The sequence below is a fragment of the Acinetobacter sp. GFQ9D191M genome, from assembly GCF_011174875.1.
In the GTDB taxonomy this organism is placed as follows: domain Bacteria; phylum Pseudomonadota; class Gammaproteobacteria; order Pseudomonadales; family Moraxellaceae; genus Acinetobacter.
The window spans coordinates 20,344-37,519 of the sequence record NZ_JAALGV010000018.1 but is presented as its reverse complement, the minus strand read 5'-3'; the positions used below and the strand labels follow the sequence as shown (position 1 = coordinate 37,519).

General features: G+C 43.0%; 13 protein-coding genes and 6 tRNA genes. 14 read left to right on the top strand and 5 right to left on the bottom strand.

Translation table 11 applies throughout. The annotated features are described in order from the left end of the window. Positions 1 to 199: 199 nt before the first annotated feature. The 3 genes from G5T77_RS03570 to G5T77_RS03560 all read right to left on the bottom strand — a co-directional run bounded on the left by G5T77_RS03570 (position 200) and on the right by G5T77_RS03560 (position 2,915). Positions 200 to 290, bottom strand: a tRNA-Ser gene (locus tag G5T77_RS03570). An 87-nt stretch (positions 291 to 377) separates the two neighbouring features. After that, positions 378 to 2,414, bottom strand: coding sequence for an NADPH-dependent 2,4-dienoyl-CoA reductase (locus G5T77_RS03565; protein WP_159123360.1), 2,037 nt, complete (start codon positions 2,412 to 2,414; stop codon positions 378 to 380). A 147-nt stretch (positions 2,415 to 2,561) separates the two neighbouring features. Beyond that, a complete protein-coding gene (locus tag G5T77_RS03560) occupies positions 2,562 to 2,915 on the bottom strand; it encodes a hypothetical protein (RefSeq protein WP_125278928.1) in 354 nt (117 codons plus the stop codon). Between the two features lie 245 nt (positions 2,916 to 3,160). Here G5T77_RS03560 and argG point away from each other — a divergent pair, with 245 nt between their 5' ends. Beyond that, positions 3,161 to 4,504, top strand: coding sequence for an argininosuccinate synthase (argG, locus tag G5T77_RS03555; RefSeq protein WP_005234795.1), 1,344 nt, complete (start codon positions 3,161 to 3,163; stop codon positions 4,502 to 4,504). A gap of 56 nt (positions 4,505 to 4,560) precedes the next feature. Here argG and G5T77_RS03550 read toward each other — a convergent pair whose 3' ends face one another. Then, on the bottom strand, positions 4,561 to 5,832 hold the full coding sequence (locus G5T77_RS03550) for a GGDEF domain-containing protein (RefSeq protein ID WP_166138230.1): 1,272 nt from the start codon (positions 5,830 to 5,832) through the stop codon (positions 4,561 to 4,563). Between the two features lie 152 nt (positions 5,833 to 5,984). Between G5T77_RS03550 and pyrC the strand changes: the two genes are divergently transcribed. From pyrC to G5T77_RS03485, 13 genes are all read left to right on the top strand, one after another. Next, positions 5,985 to 7,019, top strand: coding sequence for a dihydroorotase (gene pyrC, locus G5T77_RS03545; protein WP_004782837.1), 1,035 nt, complete (start codon positions 5,985 to 5,987; stop codon positions 7,017 to 7,019). Then, the gene (rnt, locus tag G5T77_RS03540; protein WP_034704922.1) at positions 7,004 to 7,663 is read left to right on the top strand and encodes a ribonuclease T; all 660 of its coding nucleotides are present in this window, start codon (positions 7,004 to 7,006) and stop codon (positions 7,661 to 7,663) included. Before pyrC ends, rnt begins: the two co-directional genes overlap by 16 nt. A 20-nt stretch (positions 7,664 to 7,683) precedes the next feature. Next, positions 7,684 to 7,759, top strand: a tRNA-Glu gene (locus G5T77_RS03535). A gap of 161 nt (positions 7,760 to 7,920) precedes the next feature. Then, a complete protein-coding gene (locus tag G5T77_RS03530; RefSeq protein ID WP_004782839.1) occupies positions 7,921 to 8,076 on the top strand; it encodes a hypothetical protein in 156 nt (51 codons plus the stop codon). Between the two features lie 132 nt (positions 8,077 to 8,208). Next, positions 8,209 to 9,639 carry an amino acid permease gene (locus G5T77_RS03525; protein ID WP_159123358.1) on the top strand — a complete coding sequence of 477 codons (1,431 nt, stop codon included), beginning with the start codon at positions 8,209 to 8,211 and terminating at the stop codon, positions 9,637 to 9,639. A 210-nt stretch (positions 9,640 to 9,849) separates the two neighbouring features. Further along, positions 9,850 to 9,925 (top strand) — tRNA-Glu (locus G5T77_RS03520). A gap of 109 nt (positions 9,926 to 10,034) precedes the next feature. After that, positions 10,035 to 11,447, top strand: coding sequence for an amino acid permease (locus G5T77_RS03515; protein WP_166138233.1), 1,413 nt, complete (start codon positions 10,035 to 10,037; stop codon positions 11,445 to 11,447). Positions 11,448 to 11,531: 84 nt separating this feature from the next. Next, on the top strand, positions 11,532 to 12,425 hold the full coding sequence (locus tag G5T77_RS03510; RefSeq protein ID WP_166138236.1) for an alpha/beta hydrolase: 894 nt from the start codon (positions 11,532 to 11,534) through the stop codon (positions 12,423 to 12,425). Positions 12,426 to 12,673: 248 nt separating this feature from the next. Then, the gene (locus G5T77_RS03505; RefSeq protein WP_166138240.1) at positions 12,674 to 13,585 is read left to right on the top strand and encodes an alpha/beta hydrolase; all 912 of its coding nucleotides are present in this window, start codon (positions 12,674 to 12,676) and stop codon (positions 13,583 to 13,585) included. Between the two features lie 131 nt (positions 13,586 to 13,716). Next, positions 13,717 to 13,792, top strand: a tRNA-Glu gene (locus G5T77_RS03500). A 24-nt stretch (positions 13,793 to 13,816) separates the two neighbouring features. Then, a tRNA-Glu gene (locus G5T77_RS03495) sits at positions 13,817 to 13,892 on the top strand. 45 nt (positions 13,893 to 13,937) lie between these two features. Then, positions 13,938 to 14,013, top strand: a tRNA-Glu gene (locus G5T77_RS03490). A 303-nt stretch (positions 14,014 to 14,316) separates the two neighbouring features. After that, positions 14,317 to 15,738: an iron-containing redox enzyme family protein gene (locus G5T77_RS03485; RefSeq protein ID WP_166138244.1), complete on the top strand. Its 1,422-nt coding sequence runs from the start codon at positions 14,317 to 14,319 to the stop codon at positions 15,736 to 15,738. Positions 15,739 to 15,804: 66 nt separating this feature from the next. Here the strand turns inward: G5T77_RS03485 and G5T77_RS03480 are convergent, their stop codons facing one another. Continuing rightward, the gene (locus G5T77_RS03480) at positions 15,805 to 17,049 is read right to left on the bottom strand and encodes an NADH:flavin oxidoreductase/NADH oxidase family protein (RefSeq protein WP_166138247.1); all 1,245 of its coding nucleotides are present in this window, start codon (positions 17,047 to 17,049) and stop codon (positions 15,805 to 15,807) included. Positions 17,050 to 17,176: the final 127 nt, after the last annotated feature.

Here is a 17,176-nt window from a genome sequence, read left to right as displayed (position 1 = left end):
TTTTGCTAGTCTAGAGCCTTAGAAATTAAAGCTATATGCATTCGTTTTTATTCATTTATTTTTTTAATAAGAAAATATCTTAGAAATTAGATCAATTAGCTTGTTATCTATCTGCTTTATCTAAAAAATCAGACAATTTCCCACTCAATAAAACTTAGGCAATAAAAAACCCCGATCAATGATCGGGGTTTTTCGTATCTGGCGGAAGCGGTGAGATTCGAACTCACGGAGGGGTATAAGCCCTCGTCGGTTTTCAAGACCGGTGCATTAAACCGCTCTGCCACGCTTCCATGTCCGCAATAATACGGAGCTTTTAGGTGACTGACAAGTGAAAATTACAGTGAATCTCATCAACTGCATATAGTTTCATCAAATCCTTACAATTTTGCTGCCAATTCTGCCCCTTCACGAATTGCACGCTTGGCATCCAGCTCAGCAGCCAGCTTTGCTCCACCAATAATATGGTAATTCGCTAAAGTCTTTTGATCCTCTGAAGGCATGACATCTTTGACTGACTCCTGACCAGCACAAACGACGACCGTATCTACACGCAGCAACTGATCATGTCCATCCACTTCAATCCACAAACCTTCATCCGTGATCGATTTATAGTGCACACCGCGTAACATGCGTACGCCATGTTTTTTTAATTGGGCACGATGAACCCAGCCCGTGGTTTTACCTAAGCCTGCTCCTAAAGCAGTAGTTTTACGTTGTAATAGATAAATTTCACGTACAGGTGGCTCGACTTCTGCTGGCTGCAGTCCGCCTTCACTTGCATAATTTGCATGCAGATCTACACCCCATTCCCGTTTCCATTCATCTACAGGTTGCGGTTGTGGCTGATGCGGTGGCTTTAATAAAAATTCTGATACATCAAAACCGATTCCTCCGGCACCAATGACAGCGACACGATCTCCTACTGGTGCACCGCGCAATACTTCAGCATAAGACAGGACTTGAGGTGCATCACTACCGGCAATTTTCAATTCACGCGGAACAACGCCCGTAGCAACAATGACTTCATCAAAACCTTCGCGTTCCAGTTGTTCCCGATTTACTCGGGTATTTAAACGGACATCTACCCCGGTTTTTTCCAGTTGTACTTTGAAATAACGAATGGTTTCGTGAAATTCTTCTTTGCCTGGAATCACTTTGGCCAGATTAAATTGTCCACCCACTTCATTAGTGGCTTCAAACAAAGTCACATCATGACCGCGGCTGGCAGCGACTGTAGCTGCGGATAGGCCTGCCACCCCACCACCTACCACGGCGATGCCTTTAGGTTTTTTGGTTTTGACATAAACCAGTTCGGTTTCATAGCCGGCACGTGGATTCACCAGACAGGTAGCGCGCTTATTTTTAAAGGTATGATCCAGACAGGCCTGGTTACAGGCGATACAGGTATTAATTTCATCAACACGATTGGTTGCTGTCTTATTTACCCAGAATGCATCTGCCAACAACGGGCGTGCCATTTGCACCATATCTGCCTGACCCGATGCCAAAATCGCTTCAGCCGTTTCTGGCATATTGATCCGGTTCGATGCAATAACTGGAACAGCAACATGCTTTTTGACTTCTGCGGTGTAATCTACAAATGCAGCACGAGGAACAGAAGTGACAATCGTCGGAATACGCGCTTCATGCCAGCCAATACCGGTATTCAGCAAAGTTATTCCAGCCTTCTCTAATGCTTTAGCGACGGTAATCACTTCCTGCATGGTATTTCCATCGTGTACCAAATCTAGCAAGGACAAGCGGAAACAGATAATAAATTTTTCACCAATTTCAGCACGAATCGCTTTAACAATTTCCACTGCAAAACGCATGCGGTTTTCAGTTTCTCCACCCCAGCGATCAGTACGCTGATTGACATGACGGCTTAAAAACTGGTTAATCAAATACCCTTCAGAGCCCATGATTTCCACGCCGTCATAACCCGCTTTTTTAGCCAGTTTTGCAGTTTTAACATAGTCCTGAATCGTATCCAGAATCTGGTTTTCAGACATCTGACGTGGTTTAAAAGGTGAAATTGGCGATTTGATCGGACTGGCAGATACCACAAAAGGCTGATAGCCATAACGTCCGGCATGCAAAATCTGCAACAGAATCTTGGCCCCATGCTTATGCACGGCATGCGTAACCAGTCGATGCGGTGCAACATCGCCCAAGGTATTCATGGTTCCGCCAGCAGGCAATAACCAGCCCTGACGATTCGGTGAAATCCCGCCAGTAATCAGGAGACCCACACCACCTTTGGCACGTTCACCAAAATAAGCGGCCAGTTTAGGATAATTATAAAAACGATCTTCCAAGCCCGTATGCATTGATCCCATCACCACACGGTTTTTAATCGTGGTGAAACCCAGATGTAATGGTTTTAAAATATTTGCATAGCGCGTCGTTGTCATAAAATATCCCTGATTCTTATTTGGCTAAAAGCTTAAATCTTATCAATGTACTTTAACTGATTTTCAGAGGCTTTTTATGACTATCAGGTCCGCTTTCTCAGGCACAAATACCAATTGTGATATTCATGCCGTACCTGAGTGATGGATTTATTGCTGCCATTGATTTTTACTGGATTTCCATAACGCAATTACTCCGAGTACTGTACCAATAGGAAAACTGAGCAGCATAAGGATCGCCATAATTCTGGACAAGGTGCGTCCTGAACCATTGCCCTGTTTGACCTTGAGACAGGTCTGAATATTCAAAACAATCAGCACAGCCAAAAGCAGCAACACAATACCCAGACTCAACATGGAAATCGTCGACTGCTGATATTCCAGATATAAAAATGCAACCGTACTAAAAACCAGCAAACCGGCATAGATTCCATGCACAATCGATAAGGTTTCATTTTTGGCAGCAGGTTGCAGATTAGGCAAAGGAGGAATATTCGGGCTCATGAGGGCTATCCTGAAGATGTTTTTTCTTAATGATTTTATTGAATCTTCCCAGATTTTCCTATTTTTTAAGCGTTTGTCAAAAATACGGTAATTTTATGATTATTTAAGCCTATTGAATCAAGATTTTGAAACGAGTTTTTCTTTTCTAAAGCAAACCTAAATAAAATAATGATACAATTGACGCAATATGTGTTTTTTCAGGCCACCACTTCTGGCGTGCCTATTTCATATCATTAGGATGAACAATGTCTGATAATGCAACTATCTTGCAGAATGTCCCAGTAGGCAAAAAAGTTGGTATTGCCTTTTCTGGCGGTCTAGATACTTCTGCAGCTCTTTTGTGGATGAAACAAAAAGGCGCTGAACCTTATGCTTATACAGCAAACTTGGGTCAGCCAGACGAAGACGATTACGATGCGATTCCAAAAAAAGCTGAAGCTTATGGCGCAGTAAAAGCACGTTTGATCGACTGCCGTTTACAGCTTGCATTAGAAGGTATTGCCGCAATTCAATGTGGCGCGTTCCACATTTCTACCGGTGGCGTTCCATACTTCAACACGACTCCTCTTGGCCGTGCAGTAACAGGTACCATGCTGGTAACTGCAATGAAAGAAGATGACGTGAACATCTGGGGTGACGGTTCTACTTATAAAGGTAACGACATCGAGCGTTTTTACCGCTACGGTCTGTTGACTAACCCTAACCTGAAAATCTACAAACCTTGGTTAGACCAGACTTTCATTGACGAACTAGGCGGCCGTGCAGAAATGTCACAGTTCCTGATCGACAATGGCTTTGACTACAAAATGTCAAAAGAGAAAGCTTACTCAACTGACTCAAACATGTTGGGAGCGACTCACGAAGCCAAAGATCTTGAATACCTGAATGCCGGTATCAAAATCGTTGATCCAATCATGGGCGTTGCATTCTGGAAAGAAGAAGTTGAAATCAAACCTGAAGAAGTATCGATTACTTTTGAAGAAGGTTTCCCTGTTGCAATCAATGGTCAACGTATCGAAGATCCAGTTGAGTTCATTCTTGAAGCGAACCGTATTGGTGGCCGTCATGGTCTAGGTATGTCGGATCAGATCGAAAACCGTATCATCGAAGCGAAATCTCGTGGTATCTACGAAGCTCCGGGTATGGCCCTTCTTCACATCGCTTATGAACGTCTGGTCACTGGTATTCATAACGAAGATACGATCGAACAATACCGTATCAACGGTCTTCGTTTGGGTCGTCTTCTGTACCAAGGTCGCTGGTTCGATTCTCAAGCATTGATGCTTCGTGAAACTGCACAGCGTTGGGTTGCCAAAGCGATCACTGGTACTGTGACTTTAGAACTGCGTCGTGGTAATGACTACACCATCATGAACACTGAGTCTCCTAACCTCACTTATGAAGCTGAGCGTTTGACTATGGAGAAAGGTGATTCTATGTTCTCTCCAGCGGATCGTATCGGTCAGTTAACTATGCGTAACCTGGACATCACAGATACACGTGCAAAACTGGGTATCTATACAGATTCTGGCCTGCTTGCAGTAGGTACAGGTTCTGCAGTACCTCAATTAAAAGACAAAAACAAATAAGTTTGTTTTAACGTCAAAAAAACCGCTCAATTGAGCGGTTTTTTTATAGATTCGATTTAGGTATTTACACTATTTGGATTTGCAGTGCGGATCGACTGATAATAAATCTGATTCCGTCCTAGCTGTTTGGCCCGATACAACGCCTGATCGGCAATTCCCAATAAGACATCCTTATCAATAAAGTCTTCACCACGATACACAGTGATGCCCAAACTGATGGTGATGTGATCAGCCACACCAGATTTCTCATGCGGAATTTCCAGACGCTCAATCGCATTAAAAATATTAGAAGCCACTGCATAAGCACCATGAGCATCAGTTTCTGGAAGCAGTACCACAAACTCTTCACCACCATAACGGGCCACGAAATCCATATGCCGGATCGCATTTTTAATAGTAAAGGCAATACTGGAAATGACATCGTCCCCTTTTTGATGTCCATAAAAATCGTTATAGTTTTTAAAATGATCCACATCGATAAATAAAATCGCTAAAGCATGCTGATTACGGCGAGAACGTTCAAAAAAGATATCCAGTGTTTCATCGAAAGTTCGTCGATTAGAGATTTTGGTCAGCTCATCATGCTGGCTTAAATGCAACAATTCTGTGGTATGAATCCGCTGAATTTTCTCACTGATTCTAGCCCGCATGGTATATAGAAAAATCATGCGCTCACGGGCAAAAAGCATATAACTAATCACACATCCCAATAGGCTACTGCCAATTAGAATCCGCCCCAAGACCAGCGCATTAAATTCGATCGATAACACGGATAACAGCCAGACCGTACAAAGTGCAGCAAACAACCCCGTGATTAACATCTGTAAAGGTTTTACTCCGGTCAGAATATAACCCAGAATGTAGATAATAGTGATGATCGCCATCGACTGATGTTGCAAGCTTACTGTTTGAATGGACATGGTCAGATAGGAGGTCGAGACTATCATCCAGAACATTAGCAGCATGGAAGCCTGCGGAAAAAAGCGTTTGATTTTAGGCAGACAGGAGAAGAAATAAAAAGCAAGTAAAGCGAGACTACCATTGATCAGCCCCAGCATACAGCGCACAAAATCTTGTACAAAATATTGTGAATCGATAATCCAGTAGTCGGTCGGAATCATGACCAGCAGAAAAATAAAATAGGTCAGTACACCTGCCCAGACATATTTTTCGACATGTTTACGTGCTCGCTCCAGGTTTTTGCTCCAGAACTCCTGTTCCAGATTCTGAGGGAAAACCGAGCCTACACGCTGACTTTGCCGTGTGATTAATTCTTCTATTTTTTCTTTTTCATCTTGCAATTTTGCTAGATTGTACTTGTATTCCATTGCCAAGTATTTATGTAATTTTTTTATTAATTTTAAAATATCATACTTTTATAAATTAATTTATAGATATCCCTTATTTTGTATATATTTCTCGTTACCATTTTAGGCATAGATGCATTATCATTTGTTTTATTTCTCCGATTGAATTCGCCTTGAATACGATTACCCTTCTCCAGCCAGACGACTGGCATGCCCACCTGCGTGATGGTCACGCTCTGCAACGCACCGTTCCTGATCTAGCTAAACAGTTTTCCCGCGCCATCTGTATGCCGAACCTTGTTCCACCGGTTAAAACTGTGGAAGAAGCATTAAGCTACCGTGAACGTATTATGGCGCATGTTCCTGAAGGTAGCGATTTTGATCCACGCATGGTGCTGTATTTCACAGATAATACCTCTCCAAGTGAAGTCAAAAAGATTAAAGATTCTGAGCATGTCAATGCTATTAAACTTTACCCTGCTGGCGCAACCACCAACTCGGATAGCGGTGTAAGCGACATTCGTAAAGTATATTCAGTCATTGAACAGCTTGAAGAGCATCAGGTGCCTTTATTGCTGCACGGTGAAGTGACGCATAATCATGTCGATATTTTTGACCGTGAAAAACGTTTCCTTGATGAAGTCTTAGCACCATTACTAAAACAGTTCCCGAAACTGAAACTGGTTCTGGAACACATTACTACCAGCGAGGCAGCTAATTTCGTACTGGAACAGGATCGTAATGTGGCTGCGACTATTACCCCACAGCATTTACTGTTTAACCGTAATGATATGCTGGTTGGTGGGATCAAGCCGCACTTCTATTGTCTGCCAATTTTAAAACGTCAGACGCATCAGCAAACGTTGCTTGAAGTGGCAACGAGCGGTAATCCTAAATTTTTCTTAGGCACCGACAGTGCACCGCACTCAAAAAATGCCAAAGAAAATGCGTGTGGCTGCGCAGGATGCTATAGTGCTCCGACTGCAATTGAGTTATATGCTCAGGCCTTTGATCAAGTAGGTAAAATCGACCGCCTAGAAGGTTTTGCCAGCCACTTTGGTGCAGATTTCTACGGCCTCCCACGTAATACCAAAACCATTACGCTGGTCAAAGAAGATCAAGTTATTCCTGAAAGTCTAGACTACTTGGATGGTGAACAAATCGTTCCGCTATATGCAGGAAAAACCATTCAATGGAGAAAAATGTGACAAATGAAACTCTTCCAGTCATTGGTCAGCGTTTCCGTGGATTTTTGCCTGTTGTTGTCGATGTTGAAACAGCAGGCTTTAATGCACAGACTGATGCCTTGTTAGAAATTGCGGCCATTCCTATTGTTTATAATGAAGATGGCCAGTTTGTGCCCGGTGAAGCTTACCACGCACATATCAATCCTTTCGAAGGTGCCAACCTGGATCGCCGCTCTTTGGAATTTATCGGGATTGACCCGTCAAATCCGATGCGGATCGCAATGGCTGAAGATGAAAAAACCGCGTTAAAACGTATTTTTAAATCGGTCAATGAAGTGCGTCGTCAGCAAAATTGTACGCATGCCGTTTTGGTCGGTCACAATGCGCATTTTGATTTGGGCTTTGTACAGGCAGCAATTGCCCGTACCGGAACCAAAAACCAGAATCCGTTTCACAGTTTTTCTGTGTTTGATACCGTGACTTTAAGTGCGGTGATGTTTGGTCAAACGGTTCTGGCTAAATCTTGTATTCAGGCCGGTATTGAGTTTGATGGCAAAGAAGCACACTCTGCGTTATACGATACGCAAAAGACTGCGGAACTGTTTTGCTATATTTTAAACAAACTCGCACCTCACCTGCTTGACACTTTGGTGGCGGATCAATAAGATACCGCCATCTTCTAAACGTCCCTATCGTCTAGAGGCCTAGGACATCGCCCTTTCACGGCGGTAACCGGGGTTCGAATCCCCGTAGGGACGCCATCTTATTTATCCCCTTCTTCTTTCATTTTTTCCAAGAAAACTCTTTTTCTTATTATTGCTTTCAATACTATTGTTATAAATTTCGCATGACTGAGTTTGGTGCCCTTTCTCGTTTGCTTAGGCTATAATCAAGTTGATGTTAGGTTTTGATCAATTTTCCCATGCTAAAGAAAATCCTGCTTGTTTTACTTATTCTGGCACCTTCAGCGCTTTATATTTATGTGATCAGTCGCGATGATAAAACTGCTGAGAACCGAGCAGAAACTACGCCTGCTGAAAAAACACCGACTGAGCAATACCAGACTCCCGATCACTAGTTTTTAAGAGGCTTTGCAAATATTTATTTTTTAAATTAAAAGAAGAACTTTATGAGGAAATTCCAATTTATGTGATATTTCACATAATTAAAACTAAAATACTTTTTTTAAATCTCTCCTTTTAATTGAGCTATGCAATCTCCCTCTCCACCTTCACAGCATTCGTCTGTTGAGGGTCAAACTCCGTCGTTAAAACGTGCCATGGGCACACGTCATCTGATCATGCTTTCCCTTGGTGGCGCTATTGGTACCGGCCTGTTTATGGGTTCCGGTGAAGTGATTTCACAAGCTGGACCTTTGGGCGCAGTACTGGCCTATATTATTGGTGGCTTGATCGCCTATATGGTAATGCTCTGCCTCGGTGAACTGGCCGTACATTTACCCGTGTCTGGTTCTTTTGGTGCCTTTGCAACCCATTATATTGGGCCGGGTACAGGCTATATGGTGTCCTGGATGTACTGGCTCGGCTGGTCAGCCACCTTGGGTACCGAATTTACTGCCGCTGCGATTCTGATGCAGGAATGGTTTCCCCAAACTTCGATCTGGTTATGGACATTGATCTTTGCTGCAGGTGTACTGCTCTCCAATTTAAGCTCAACCCGTACCTTTGCTGAATCAGAATTCTGGCTGTCACTGGTTAAAGTTGCGACTGTACTGATTTTCATTATTCTGGGCTTTGGCTGTATCTTTGGCTTTATTCCATTCCAAGGTTATGAATCCGCACCGCTGTTCAGCAATCTGACTGAACATGGCTGGCTGCCAAATGGTTTAATTCCGTTATTCACTACCCTGCTGATCGTGAATTTTGCCTTTAACGGTACCGAGATGATCGGGATCGCTGCCGGTGAAACCGAAAATCCTGAGAAAAATGTACCGAAAGCGATTCATGCTGCGGTATGGCGTCTGATGATTTTCTTTGTTGGCACCATCATTGTGATCAGCTCGTTACTGACTTATACCGATGCAGGTCTACAGGTCGGTGGTCATGGGGGCTTAAGCAGCAGTCCGTTTGTATCCGTGTTTACCCAGATGGGTATTCCTTATGCCGAAGATTTCATTCGTTTCGTAATTATCACTGCGCTGCTCTCTACTGCAAACTCTGGACTCTATGCAGCTTCACGTATGATGTGGGCATTGTCTTCACAAAACCAGTTACCGCGACTATTTGCCAAAGTCAGCAAATCCGGCGTGCCTTATGTAGCAGTTTGGGTCACCATGATTGGCGGCTTGCCTGGTCTGCTCTCTGAACAATTTGGTGCAGATGTCATCTTTAAAAACCTGATGGGCGTGGCCGCTTTTACCATGGTGATTGTCTGGATGAGTATCTGCTGGAGCCAGTTTAATTTCCGTCGCCAATGGCTGAAGTCTGGTCATAGCGTCTCTGAACTAAAATTCCGTACACCTTGGTTCCCCTTAGTTCCCACTCTAGGTTTTGTAACTTGTACTGCAACCGGTCTGAGTATGGCAGCTGACCCTGAAATGCTCTCTGGTTTTATTGGCTGTTTATTGTTTATGGCTGCATGTTATGCAAGTTATTACTGGCTTTATCATCAAAAAGCTTAAGTTCTAAACTTTTGAACTGAAATAATTTCTTTAATAAACCCAATTCCGATTGGGTTTATTTTTTCATATCAGGTAAATCCGTTCAGAAAATAATATCTTAATAAAATAAAGTTTTTGTTTTGCCTAATGTTTAAACTGTTAAATACATTTTAGTAAAAACTCTTTTGACAAAGTCCGGCTTAGTCCTTAATATAGCCATCACCTCGCAACGTCCCTATCGTCTAGAGGCCTAGGACATCGCCCTTTCACGGCGGTAACCGGGGTTCGAATCCCCGTAGGGACGCCATTATCTGATCGCTCACGATCAAGTCTTATACATAATCCATATTAATACGTTGCAGATTTGTAGTTTTTCACTACAATAACCCGCTTCATTCTTTTATTTTTTGACTCCTATGCACTCATCTCCGAATGATGCTACGCATCAGGGCAATTCTGCGCCTTTAAAACGCGCTATGAGTACTCGACATCTGGTCATGATTTCGCTTGGTGGCGCAATCGGAACAGGCCTATTTTTAGGGTCGGGTGAAGTCATTGCACAAACGGGGCCTGTAGGTGCCATTCTTGCTTATCTCCTTGGCGGGATCATCGCTTACATGGTTATGCTATGTCTGGGTGAACTTGCCGTTCATATGCCCGAATCGGGCTCATTTGGCGCCTATGCCAAACGCTATATTGGACCAGGGACTGGCTACACCATTACCTGGCTATACTGGCTGACCTGGTCAGTAACTCTGGGAACTGAATTTACCGCTGCAGCCTTATTAATGCAGGAATGGTTCCCAGATAGCTCCATGTGGATGTGGACATTGATTTTTGGTGCTTTCGTATTCGCACTGAATATGATTTCCACTCGCTGGTTTGCAGAGTCCGAGTTCTGGCTGGCACTGGTGAAAGTCGTTACTGTCGTAACCTTTATCCTGCTTGGCCTACTCGCTATTTTTGGTGTAGTAAGCTACCAAGGACAGGAAACTGCTCCGCTATTCAGTAACCTGACAGCTCAAGGCTGGTTCCCAGAAGGTGTGTTCCCAATCTTCACCACCATGCTGATTGTAAACTTTGCTTTCTCTGGAACTGAATTGATTGGTGTGGCTGCGGGTGAAACAAAAGATCCGGCCAAAAATGTACCGAAAGCGATTAATACTGCAATTTTCCGCTTACTGATTTTCTTTGTAGGTACGATTATTGTGGTGACCTCCCTTCTTCCGCATCAGGAAGCAGGTCTGGCAGCTGAAGGTGTCAGTAGCAGTCCATTCGTGACAGTATTCCAGCATATCGGTATTCCTTATGCCGAAGATATTATCCGCTTTGTGATTATCACAGCATTACTATCTGCTGCTAACTCAGGTCTATTTGCTGCATCCCGTATGATGTGGTCATTGTCTTACAGCAAACAGTTACCAGCGGTATTTTCCCGCTTAAATGCGCGTGGTGTACCTTATATTGCAGTCATTGTCACCATGATTGGCGGTATGCCTGGCTTGTTGTCTGAACAGTTCGCACCGGAAACCATCTTCACTAACTTGCTAGGTATTGCAGCATTTACCATGGTAGTGGTCTGGATGAGCATCTGTCTGAGCATGTTCAACTTCCGCCGCGAATGGTACAAACAGGGTAAAACAGCAAAGGATCTTGATTTTGCTGCGCCATTGTTCCCGATCGTACCGATTCTGGGTTTTCTGTTCTGTCTGATTACCTGTATCAGTATGGTGTTTGATCCGAGCATGCGTATCAGTTTCTTTGGCTGCTTGCTGTTTATCGCACTGTGCTATGCCAGCTACTACAAGTTCTATCACAAAAATGCTTAAACATTAAAATGACCAAAAGAGCAGCTTCGGCTGCTCTTTTTTATTTATACTGAAAATGTTCTAGGCAGCCAGCGTGGTGTGTCGATGAAAATTATTTATATTCATGGCATGAACAAGCAGAAATTTAGCTCTGCGTCCCTGCGTCAACGTTGGCTGAGTTTGCTAAAACATGGTCTGGAACAGTCGCATCAACAAACACGTTTTGCCTACCTCAAACGGCATATCCGTATCCCTTTTTATGGCGACTTACTGTCACGTCATCATTTACATAATGTGCTAAATGCCAGTACATTGATGCCGCAAGACTGGCCTCGCTTTCCTTTCCAGTCTCCAGTTAAATCCCAGCCACCACCACCCCATCTCAATCAATATTCACCTGAAATTTGTGAAATTCCCGAGCTAAAGGTTGAGGATGCCATGACCTTTAACCAGAAGCTGCAGTTTATTAGTACATTAAGCCGGAATACTCTATTACGGGATTTTGTGATCTTACTGAATCATTTCCCTCGCCTGCATGATACGCTGATCAAAAAATTTCTGATTGAAACCTATTCTTATCTAGCGAATTCCACATTCATGCAGCAGGTGCATCAGCGAATTGGCCAGCAACTGCATGGCGATAAACCCTGTATCCTAATGGCTCATTCTTTAGGAAGTGTGATTGCCTATCATTATCTGCTTTTGCACCCGGAACTGAATGTACAGCGTTTTATCAGCATGGGATCACCAATGGCTTTCCGGGTCATTCAGGAACATTTGCCCCAGCCTGTTCATCGGCCAGAAGCTATTAAAGGTGACTGGATTAATTTTTATTGCAGTGATGACTTTTTAACTGCCTTTCCATTATCAGAACCGCCTTTTCAGTTTCAGCCGGCAATTATCAATCGGGAGATTCGTACTTCAATTTATCATCCGCATGATATTGATGGCTATGTCCAGCATCCGGAAGTCATCGAAGCCCTACTGGAATTACTCTAAAAAGCACCTTAATTTACAGATTTAATTTTACTATTTCCTTTGCATTATTTTTCTGCTGAGTAAAATTCTTTATTCATACCTACTCATTTTGTGGTTTATTTATGACTCTTTTATAAATATACATATGTCTGTTAATTATTGTTTTATCAAAGATAATTTACACATTAACACCACAAAAAGCGCTGCTTTTGCTACGTTAATATTTTCTATACTGTAAATATAATTCTATCGAACTCAGTGGGGTGTCGATGAAAGTTATTTTTATTCATGGAATGAATCAGCAACATCATAGCGCTGCCTCCATCCGCCAGCGCTGGCTCCATATACTTCAAAAAGGGATGCGTAAACATCAACAAGATGCCAGATTTAGTTATTTAAAACGTCACATTCGTATTCCATTTTATGGCGATCTGCTTTCACGTTATAACGTCCGCAATATTCTAGAAGCTGGCACCCTGATGCCCCAGGAATGGCCTAGCTTTCCTTTTCGTAAGCCTGCTCAACCTCAGCTTCCCGCCCCTGTTCCACGTCCTGGTTGGCGTAGGCCCACAATTACCGATTTCGCCCAACCCAGCCCAAGTGATACCATGGATTTCAGACAGAAATTCAATTATTTTACCGCCCTCGGCAAGAATGTGGCGCTTCGGGATTTTGCCTTATTACTCAATTATTTTCCCACTCTGCATCGCACTCTATTGCAGAGATTTCTGATTGAAACTTATCTTTATCTCGATAACCCTGATTTCATGAGGAAAGTGCATGAACGGATTGCCCGACAACTGAGTGGTCGCAAACCCTGCATTGTCATTGCCCATTCTTTAGGAAGTGTGATTGCCTATAATCATCTTATCCAGCACCCTGAACTGAATGTACAGCGTTTTATTACTTTAGGTTCGCCATTAGCCTTTCAGGTGATTCAATCCAGCTTGGCACAGCCGGTGGTACGACCTAAGGCAATTAAAGGCGACTGGATCAATTTCTACTCAACGGATGATTATCTCACCGCCATTCCGCTTACCCAACCGCCATTCAAGTTTGAACCTGAAATCATCAATCATGGCATTCGTACACATATTCACCGTCCACATGACATTACTGGCTATTTACTGCATCCTCAGGTTGTTGAAGCCATTCTGGAATTGCTTAAAAATCCGGCCTAAATCCTGCATTTTTCAAGTATTCTGCTAATATTGTTTTAAATTTATGCACTCAAAAGAAAATTTCCAAAAAACTCTGGAAAAGCGTTTGACACCCCCCTGTTTTCACCCTAATATACGCCCACCTCTGAAACGTCCCTATCGTCTAGAGGCCTAGGACATCGCCCTTTCACGGCGGTAACCGGGGTTCGAATCCCCGTAGGGACGCCAATTTCAGAAGTAATATTTTATTAAGTCCCTATCGTCTAGAGGCCTAGGACATCGCCCTTTCACGGCGGTAACCGGGGTTCGAATCCCCGTAGGGACGCCATTACTTTAGATCAAAAGTTCTGGTTTAAAATATCACTTCTACATTGTCCCTATCGTCTAGAGGCCTAGGACATCGCCCTTTCACGGCGGTAACCGGGGTTCGAATCCCCGTAGGGACGCCATATTCGAGATGGTTAATTTAATTAACTTCTCATAAAAAAGCCCAAGCATGATGACTTGGGCTTTTTTATTGCTTGTTCCTTCATTCCTATTTTTAACGTTTGATCAAATTTCTTTGATTGCAATTTTATTTGTTTATAAATTAATTCATTCAAAAATCTTATTCTTTTACATTTCTCTTCAACTCGTTATCCATTCATATTCATTTACAGCAATCGCACTATAAATCCGAACAAAAAATCAACACCGGTGGTATAAGCATGCCGTTAAGTTAGAAAGCATAATATATCTGCAAGGATCAGATTATGTTCGTCAGTACAAAGTTAAGTTCGCCTGAATCATCTATTAAAAATCATAATCATCAATTTAATAACTTTAAAGATTGGGTCAACTTCTTTCAAGATCAACAGATTTCGACGGCAGTAAAGACCGAACAGGCTGAGAACTATTTAAGAGATTTAATCCAGCAAGTTGATGTGGCTGGGCTGGAATGGCTGGATCAACCCAGACATGTAGAGCAACATTTTCTGGAACAGCACCACCAAACCTGCGCAATCTTCCAGTCTTATGTAGAGCGGCGTAGACAGCAGCAAGGACGTGAATACTTCCCGACTGTGTCACATGCATTTGAGTTCCTGGCCAAAGTCGCACCTGTAAAACTGGTAGACGGCTCATGGCTGTATTCAACTGTGCAAAACTGGAATCGTCCGGAAACCAAAGACCTGATTTATATCTATCTGGAAGAACTAGGCATGGGTCATACCCGTGCCAATCATGTCACCATGTATCAGGATTTGCTGAATCATTATGAGCTGAACAGCTATGCTGAGCAACTGGATGCCAGCTATTATGAACAAGCAGCCGTGCAGCTGGCTTTGGCCTATGCGCCGCCAGAATATCTGCCGTTAGTAATTGGTTTCAATCTGGGTTATGAGCAGCTGCCCTTACATCTGTTAATTACCAATTATGAGCTGTCTGAACTCGGTATTGATCCACATTATTTCAATGTACACATTACCATTGATAATGCTCACAACGGTCATGCACAAAAATCGCTGCAAGCCTATTTAGATCAGTATGCACTCGCTGAAGATCCTGCCCAGTATCTAGACCTGATTAAAAAAGGTTATGTGCTGAATGACATTGGTAAAAGTTCTTCCCAGATCATCAAGCAACTGGATACTGAAAAACTGGCTTTGAAAGTATTTCAGAACAAAGCGCTGATTGGACAATATATCCATAACCAGAAATGCCAGTTTAGTGGCAAGAACATTAATGAGTGGTTATCCGATCCGGCACAGATTGCAGACTTCTTGAAAGTCATGATTGAAAAAGGCTGGATTGTAAAAGATGCACCTGTAGAACAAAGCCGGTTCTGGAAAATGATTGATGATCCAGATGGTAAAATGTTTGGTGTATTTAATGCCACTGAAAAACAGATTATTAAAGACTGGATTCAAGGTGAGACTTTTGCTGCTCGTCTGTCATCACGCAGCAGATCTCAAGTACATAACCAGATGGAACCGGTGTTGAACCGTATCGACCAGCAACAGATTCATCAGTTGAAAAGCCGTCTGAATCGCTGTGTTGCTGCCGAACAAAAAATTGATTTATTGATCCCTTATGTGGCACCGCATATGCATCATCAGGAAGTGGGCTTGTGGGCAACGCGTCAGCTTTCTCAGTTGCTCTTCCCTTTTCAGACTCAAGCCATGACTTATTCTTAAAAAGGTCATTCATAAAAAAACAGGGCATTTTATATGCCCTGTTTTTGCTTCAATGCATTATACAAATTAAGCCGATTTACGTGAATTGATCTGACCTTTAATCACAGCTTTCACATTACCTTTTACGTAATTTAAAAATACCTTTAAAGGCGACAGTTTTGGATTTGGTCGATTACCTTTGGCAATTTCTTTAAATTGTGCGGCATACCAGATGATTTCCATAATCGCCATTTTATCGATCATTGGAATACCGGTTTTAATTTTCTCAACTGCATAACGTACATCCTGTCCAGCCACCAGACGGTTACCCAGATCAGGCTCGACCGCAAATGGACGTGCAATACCGACAAAATCACATGCGCCGCTGTCAAGGGCTGCATTCATACCCACTGCGGTACGGAAGCCCCCCGTCACCATTAAATAACAATTAACTTCCTGACGGATCTTTTCGGCAAAGTCTAGGAAATAGGCTTCGCGGGCAACCGTTGATGCTTTACGTTTCTCTGCTTTTACCCCGGCCATTGCAGGTGCTTCATAGGTTCCGCCAGAAACTTCAATCATATCGATCCCGGCTGCATCCATCGCCTTAAAAACATAAATAACGTCTTCTTCACTAATGCCACCGCGCTGAAAGTCTGCCGAGTTTAATTTCACTGAAATGATAAAATTCTCTGAAGTTGCTGCACGCACTGCCTTATAAGCCTCTAGCAAGAATCGGCTGCGGTTTTCAATACTGCCACCCCACTGGTCTTGGCGCTTATTGGTCAGGGGCGATAAAAACTGGCTAATTAGATAACCATGCGCCCCATGTAACTGCACGCCTTCAAATCCCGCCTTTTCGCAAATGGCAGCTGAAGTCGCAAAGCGCTGGATAATATCTAAAATTTCATCTTCACGCAGTTCACGTGGCGTACCGAAACTCATCGCCAATGCTGGACTAAAAGGTACAGCTGAAGGTGCTACGGTTTCTTTATTCAAGCCTTTTGGGCACTGACGTCCAGGATGAGATAACTGTACCAGTTGCACCATGCCATGACGTTTGCCGACATTCGCCCAAGCTTTTAACTTTTCCAGGTCACGTTCAGTTTCTACTACCACTACACCGGGTTCATTCTTGGCACGAAAATCCACCATGACATTACCCGTAATCGCACAGCCTAAACCACCTTTGGCCCAAGCTTCATATAACTTTAAATGGGCCTGATTGGGTTGGCCTGCATCATTGGCCAACGCCTCACTCATGGCACCTTTAATGATACGGTTTTTAAACTGGGTATTACGGATCTGGATGGAATCGGCCAATTGTGTCATGTACTTTCCTGAAATGTTTATCTTATTTTGTATGTGTTATAACCTAACTTGCCATAATTGACAATTCATATTGTCAAATGGATACAAATTTTATTTGTAGATATTAAATCAGTCTTAAAAAATCATT

What these genes read in the sequence shown, in the direction of transcription:
- G5T77_RS03565 (WP_159123360.1), bottom strand. Translation starts at nt 2,414, where the DNA reads ATGACAACGACGCGCTATGCAAATATTTTAAAACCATTACATCTGGGT.
- G5T77_RS03560 (WP_125278928.1), bottom strand. Translation starts at nt 2,915, where the DNA reads ATGAGCCCGAATATTCCTCCTTTGCCTAATCTGCAACCTGCTGCCAAA.
- argG (WP_005234795.1), top strand. Translation starts at nt 3,161, where the DNA reads ATGTCTGATAATGCAACTATCTTGCAGAATGTCCCAGTAGGCAAAAAA.
- G5T77_RS03550 (WP_166138230.1), bottom strand. Translation starts at nt 5,832, where the DNA reads ATGGAATACAAGTACAATCTAGCAAAATTGCAAGATGAAAAAGAAAAA.
- rnt (WP_034704922.1), top strand. Translation starts at nt 7,004, where the DNA reads ATGGAGAAAAATGTGACAAATGAAACTCTTCCAGTCATTGGTCAGCGT.
- G5T77_RS03530 (WP_004782839.1), top strand. Translation starts at nt 7,921, where the DNA reads ATGCTAAAGAAAATCCTGCTTGTTTTACTTATTCTGGCACCTTCAGCG.
- G5T77_RS03525 (WP_159123358.1), top strand. Translation starts at nt 8,209, where the DNA reads ATGCAATCTCCCTCTCCACCTTCACAGCATTCGTCTGTTGAGGGTCAA.
- G5T77_RS03515 (WP_166138233.1), top strand. Translation starts at nt 10,035, where the DNA reads ATGCACTCATCTCCGAATGATGCTACGCATCAGGGCAATTCTGCGCCT.
- G5T77_RS03510 (WP_166138236.1), top strand. Translation starts at nt 11,532, where the DNA reads ATGAAAATTATTTATATTCATGGCATGAACAAGCAGAAATTTAGCTCT.
- G5T77_RS03505 (WP_166138240.1), top strand. Translation starts at nt 12,674, where the DNA reads ATGAAAGTTATTTTTATTCATGGAATGAATCAGCAACATCATAGCGCT.
- G5T77_RS03485 (WP_166138244.1), top strand. Translation starts at nt 14,317, where the DNA reads ATGTTCGTCAGTACAAAGTTAAGTTCGCCTGAATCATCTATTAAAAAT.
- G5T77_RS03480 (WP_166138247.1), bottom strand. Translation starts at nt 17,049, where the DNA reads ATGACACAATTGGCCGATTCCATCCAGATCCGTAATACCCAGTTTAAA.